Annotated in this window: 3 protein-coding genes; 1 reads left to right on the top strand and 2 read right to left on the bottom strand. The window is 59.9% G+C overall.

Annotation, left to right across the window (positions count from 1 at the left end; translation table 11 throughout):
* Positions 1-4953, top strand: a 4953-nt coding sequence (locus tag C7534_RS16200) for a beta strand repeat-containing protein (protein WP_146206175.1), incomplete at its 5' end; no start/stop codon positions are given.
* Positions 4954-5036: 83 nt separating this feature from the next.
* Here C7534_RS16200 and C7534_RS16205 read toward each other — a convergent pair.
* Together C7534_RS16205 and C7534_RS32510 are read right to left on the bottom strand one after the other, a co-directional pair.
* A complete protein-coding gene (locus tag C7534_RS16205) occupies positions 5037-5396 on the bottom strand; it encodes a DUF6124 family protein (protein WP_109786364.1) in 360 nt (119 codons plus the stop codon).
* A 446-nt stretch (positions 5397-5842) separates the two neighbouring features.
* A partial coding sequence (locus C7534_RS32510; protein ID WP_177412249.1) for an Ig-like domain-containing protein occupies positions 5843-6864 on the bottom strand: 1022 nt, incomplete at its 5' end.

The raw sequence follows: 6864 nt of genomic DNA on the forward strand, positions 1-6864 counted from the left end.
CATGTGGTGGTTGGTGGCGTGGCCGCCGGTTTCCCACAATCGATCGTCACCCCGTTGGGCAGCACGCTGACCATCACCGGGTTCGACGCCACCACCGGCGTGGTCAGTTACAGCTACACCCTGGTCGATAACGAAGCGCACCCAACCGCTAACGGCGCCAATACGCTGTCCGAGCAGTTCGCCGTCACCGTGGTCGATGACAACGGCACCACCGCCAACGCCAACCTCGACGTCAATATCGTCGACGATTTACCAAAAGGCGTGAACGACAGCAACGCCGGCACGGCCTCGGAAACCCTGCTCACCCTCAACGGCAACGTGCTGACCAACGACGTACAGGGCGCCGACCGCGTACCGACCGGCCCCAACGCCGGCCCGATCACCGCCGGCACCTTCACCGGCACTTACGGCACCTTGGTGCTGAATGCCAACGGCACGTACACCTACACCCTGAACACCAGCGATGCCGACTTCAAAGCGCTGCACGGCAATGGCAACGGTACCGAGAATTTCACTTACACCATCACCGACTCGGACGGCGATACCAGCACCGCCAATCTGGTGTTGAACATCCACAACAACGACGATCCGGTGACCATCAGTGGGCTGGATGTTTACGGCGGCGAGCTCACCGTCTACGAAAAAAACCTCAGCGACGGCAGCAACCCGAATACCCCGGCACTGACCCAAAACGGCACCTTCACCATCACCGCGCTCGACGGTGTACAGACGCTGGATATCGGCGGTCTGCATGTGGTCGTCGGTGGTGTCGCGGCCGGCTTCCCACAATCGATCGTCACCCCGTTGGGCAGCACGCTGACCATCACCGGGTTCGATGCCACCACCGGCGTGGTGAGTTACAGCTACACCCTGGTCGATAACGAAGCGCACCCAACCGCTAACGGCGCCAACACGCTGTCCGAGCAATTCGCCGTCACCGTAGTGGACGACAACGGCACCACCGCCAATGCCAACCTCGACGTCAACATCGTCGACGATTTACCAAAAGGCGTGAACGACAGCAACGCCGGGACTGCCTCGGAAACCCTGCTCACCCTCAACGGCAACGTGCTGACCAACGATGTCCAAGGCGCCGACCGCGTGCCGACCGGCCCCAACGCCGGCCCGATCACTGCTGGCACCTTCACCGGCACTTACGGCACGTTGGTGTTGAACGCCAACGGCACGTACACCTACACCCTGAATACCAGCGATGCCGACTTCAAAGCGCTGCACGGCAATGGCAACGGCACCGAGAACTTCACTTACACCATCACCGACTCGGACGGTGACACCAGCACCGCGACGCTGGTGCTGCAAATCCACAACAACGATGACCCTGTCACGATTGACGGCCTCAACGTCAACGGTGGCGAGCTCACTGTCTACGAGAAAAACCTCAGTGACGGCAGCAACCCGAATACCCCGGCGCTGACTCAAAACGGCACCTTCACCATCACCGCCCTCGACGGCGTTCAAACCCTCGATATTGGCGGTCTGCATGTGGTCGTCGGTGGCGTCGCCGCTGGTTTCCCACAATCGATCGTCACGCCGTTGGGCAGCACGCTGACCATCACTGGCTACAACCCGACGACAGGCGTGGTCAGCTACAGCTACACCCTGGTCGACAACGAAGCGCACCCAAACGCCAACGGCGCCAACAGCCTCACCGAGAACTTCAACGTAGTGGCCACGGACGGCGACGGCAGCACTGCGTCGGGTCAGATCAACGTCAACATTGTCGATGACTTGCCTACCGCAGCCCCGAACACCGCCAACGCGGCCGAAGGTTCAACGGTCAACATCAGCGTCCTGGGCAACGATGTCCTCGGCGCCGATGGTGCCGCAGCGGGTGGGGCGGTGGTGGGTGTACGGGCCGGCGGCAACACAGGGACCCCGGCGAGCGGGGGAGTGGGCCTCAATATCAATGGCACCTACGGCTACCTGACCCTGGATGCGGCCGGTAACGCCGTGTACCACAGCAACCCGAACTCAGTGGGTGAAGCAGGTGCCACCGACACGTTCACCTACACCATTCGCGATTCCGATGGCGACGAAAGCACCACCACCATCACCATCAATATCACCGACACGAGCCTCAAAGCGGTGATTGACCAGGACGTGACGGTCTACGAAAAAGCCCTCGACCTGAACCAGGACGGTCAGGACCTGGCGGCGGGCACTGTCACCGGCAGCGACCCGGGCAACACCGGGGAAACCGCCGCCGGTACGCTGGTCGGTTCGGTCACCGGCGGCATCGGCGGGCTCACCTACAGCCTGGTCGGCAGCGCTACTGGCTCGTACGGGCAGATCCTGCTCAACGCCAACGGCACTTACACCTATACGCTCACCTCGGCGCCCAAAACCTCGCCGAACGCCAATGACGGGCCAAACACCCTGAGCGAAAGCTTCACCTACAAAGCCACCGATGCCGCGGGCAACAGCGTCACCAGCACCATCATCGTCAACATTGTCGATGACGTGCCCACAGCGGTGGCCTCGGATCGCTCTGTGGCAGCGGTGGAGATCGACTCCAACATTCTGATCGTGCTCGACATCTCCGGCAGTATGGCCGACGACTCCGGCGTGCCGGGCCTGTCGCGGCTGGAGTTGGCCAAGCAGGCCATCAGCGCCTTGCTCGACAAATACGATGACCTGGGCGATGTGAAAGTGCAGCTTGTCACCTTCAGCAGCACCGCCTCTGACAGGACGTCGGTGTGGGTCGACGTGGCAACCGCCAAGACACTGCTTGCCGGGCTGTCCGCGGGCGGTGGCACCAACTACGATGCTGCCGTGGCAATGCTTCAGACAGCGTTCAATACGTCCGGCAAACTGACCGGTGCGCAGAACGTCGGGTACTTCTTCTCGGATGGCAAACCGACCACCGGCCAGGACATCGGTGCGTCGGACGAGGCAACGTTGAAAGCCTTCCTCGACGCCAACGGCATCAAGAACTATGCGATCGGCCTGGGCAGCGGCGTGAGCAACGCCAACCTCAACCCGATCGCCTATGACGGCAGCACCCACACTGACAACAACGCGGTGGTGGTAACCGACCTCAACCAACTCAACTCGGTGCTCTCGGGCACAGTGGTCGGCGCGCCGGTCACCGGTACGCTGCTGGAGGGCGGCACATTCGGCGCTGATGGCGGCTTCATCAAAACCCTTACGGTTGACGGCACCACGTACACCTTCGACCCTAAAGGCAACACCAACCAGGGTTCGCTGACCTTCAGTGGCGGCGTCAACCACGGCACGTTCAACACGGTGAACAACAGCATCAGTATCGCCACCAACAATGGCGGCACGCTGGTGGTTAACCTCGACACCGGTGAATACACCTACACCTCGCAAAAATTCACGTCGGTGGTGATCACCGAAAACATCGGCTTCACCGTCAGCGACAACGACGGCGACCTGGCCAGCTCCACGCTGACGGTCAAAGTCATTCCGAACGCGGCACCGGTGGCCGTCGATGACCACATCATCACCAACGTGATGTCGGGCAATATCGTGGTGCCGGGCGAGTTGCTGCTGGCCAACGACACCGATGCCGACAAGGATCCGCTGACCGCATCGCCCACCAACTTCGCTACCGGTTGGGTGGCCAAGGGCGCGGACTTCACCGGCACCGGCGCGATCAATTTCAAAGGCACCAATGACACCGCGGCCAACCAGAACCTGGCCGACGTGCGCAATGCCTTTGCGGGCAATACTGCGGCGATGACGGCATTGCTGGTGGTCAGCGGTTATCTGGGGCAGGTGACTGGCAACAACGCCAACGATGAAGACCTCATCACCGTGAAGCTGAAAGCGGGTGAAACCCTCAATCTGGATCACAACCTGGCGACCGGGCACATCACCATGGAGTACTCCCTCAATGGCGGCGCCTTCATCGGCATCGGGGACGGAGAGACGATCACCGCCTCGGCGGATGGGACCTACCGGATCCACATCACCAACATCGAAAACACCAGTGGCGGCAACGCCAAAGGAGACGAAAACTACCAGTTGACCATGTCCGTCAACTACGCCGGCGCCCATGACAGCACACCGGACGCCCACGGCACCTACACCGCCAGCGACAACCACGGCGGCAGCGACACCGCGGCCGTGACCATCACCTACCAGGACGGCCACACCCTCACCGGCACCGCGGGCGACGACGTCATGGTGGCGGGCACCGGCAACAACATCATCAACGCTGGCGATGGCAACGACGTGCTCACCGCTGGCACCGGCAACAACGAACTGCATGGCGGCGCTGGCAATGACTTGCTGTTCAGCGGCACGGGCAATGACCTGCTCGACGGCGGCACGGGTATTGACACCGTGAATTACACCCACGCCACTGCCGGGGTCACGGTTGACCTGAGCTTGCTCACCCCGCAAAACACAGGAGGCGCTGGCACTGACACCCTCACCGGCATCGAAAACCTGGTCGGCTCCAATTTCAATGATGCCCTCACGGGTGACAACAACAGCAACGTCATCAACGGCGGGTTGGGCGACGACATCCTCAAGGGTGGCGGTGGTGACGACTTCATGATTGGCGGGTTGGGTAACAACACCCTCACGGGCGGGGCAGGGGCCGACACCTTCCAGTGGCTCAAAGGCAACAGCGGCCACGACGTCGTCACCGACTTCACCCCAGGCACCGACAAACTCGATTTGTCGCAACTGTTGCAAGGTGAAAACAGCACCACGGCCTCGCTGGATGACTACCTGCATTTCAAAGTGGTCGGCAGCGGCGCCTCGGTCATCACCAGCATTGATGTCAGCGCCATGGCCGGCGCCACACCGAACCAGACCATCGACCTGGCAGGCGTCGACCTCGCCAGCCACTACGGTGTCACGCCGGGGGCGGGCGGTGTGGTGGCCGGGGGGCATGACACGGCGACCATCATCACCGGCATGCTCAACGACCATTCGTTGAAGGTGGACACCGTGTGACCTGACGTCTGAAACGACAAAACCCGCCATTCCTGGGTAAGGAATGGCGGGTTTTTTGTTGTCCGTTCGGTACAGAGACTTCGTTAGCCTTGCGGGTCGACGTTATCCAGCATCCGGTTCACTGCCAGTTCACCCAACATCACGGAGTGTTGAATGCCGAGCAGGGTGTGGCGCTGTGTACCGTTCAGTTGCCCGGCGAAATCGCTCAGCATGACGCTGGCGGACGCCAATGACTCACAGGCGTTGACCAGCAAGGTTTCGTCATCGGTCTCGGGAGCAATGAAGAAAATGGTGCTGGGCTTGCGCGGCGTGTCTTTGGGAATGACCGGTTTGAGGTAGTAATCGAGGGCGCGGTCGACGGCGTTGTTGAGCTTTTTGGAATCGGTGGATTCGTAGGGGGAAACGTCGTCGGTTTCGGGTGGGTTGGGTGTGATTTTGAACATGGTGAAACTCCTACAGAAAATGGAGCCACCAATACTTGTCGCTAAACAAGTGAGGGTGGCGGCTGCACGCAGGTTAGCGAACCGGGTGTAGGCGCCCGGCAGATCCAAAGATCTCCCGCGCACAGCCGCCATGACAACAACCGCAAACATGAACTGTCTGCAAGAGTGTTTGGAGCGCTGTTGCGCCTACAAAGGTTCGGGTCGCTAAACCCGATCGCTGATTCGTCAGCGACCGGGAAACAATAGAGCCCGGCCCTTAGGCGCACAAGCCGGCGGATTCTGGCGCAGTCGTAGGCAGCGGCGCAAGGATGTGTAGCCTGAGAGAGTGTCTGGAGGTGTCTTTTAAACACTGGTGTTTAATGTTGTCTCAGGTCACGGAGCGGGTGCAGGACGGATAAATAAATACGTCCCCTTTGTCGTTGCCAACGCCAGATTCACCGCAACGTCTAACGGATACAGACTGCAAAAATGTACCATCCAGAATTATCAATAAGTATCGTCCAACCAATTTCTTGTATCAATATAGCGCTCTGCGTAAAAATGGGGGCTGCGCACCAGTAAACGCCATAATCGCCGTCCGGCTCGTTAGCGGGTTTAAATTTATCCAGCGCCCGGAGATGCTGAATGCCAATGGGACTAGCACCTGATACGGATTGAAACCAGGTTGCGACTCCACTGAACCGTATCTCCGAGGCACTGCGATACAGTCTTTTGACATTTGTAACCGTCACATCAAATGAAGCGGATTGGCCGGTTGTATCGCTGACTGTGATTTTAGTCGAGCCGTTCTCCAGGCTACGAACTACTCCATTGCCATCAACCGAGGCAATTTGAGCATCAGATGATGTGTAAGTGAAGGGAGGAGCGCCACCCGAAGCTGCCCGATTTGCAGTGGTACCAACGGGGTCTATTCCTGTGAGAACCCAGTTCAGGCCTGAGTCTTTGATTGAGAAGTTCAGCCCGGATAGCGCGAGTGGAGAAGTATCAACAATTAGCCCGGACGCCACAGTCAAGGTACGCACATTCGAATAGGTTGGTGCGCTGTGATAAAGCGATAGCGCGTACAAACGGCGTTCCCCCACCTCTACGGTGATGCTGCGCTCCCAGATGCCTGTCGTTGGATCGGCCGTGGCTATTCCCTTGGACACCGCAGATGCATAGGTGCCCTCAAAAATCTCGACTTGCTGACCGTTGCTTGCCTGACCCCTGAGCTTCAAGGTGATGCTGGTCGTGGCTCCCGCCTCTGGAATCTCCTTGCCGCTATCGTCTTGCACGTTGGTGAGCGTCGGGACTATCACAGCGACAACGGTAAGGGTGCGCTCCGCCGAAACCTGGCCCGAGCCGTAAAGCGCCTTGGCGGTAAAACGGTGCTCCGCCACCGCCAGGCCGCTGACGGTCAGGGTCCAGATGCCCGTTGTCGGATCGGCGATGGGCTGATCTTTGGACACGGTGCCGTCGAGTACATCGA

The organism is Pseudomonas sp. OV226 (genome assembly GCF_003148705.1).
Lineage (GTDB): Bacteria > Pseudomonadota > Gammaproteobacteria > Pseudomonadales > Pseudomonadaceae > Aquipseudomonas.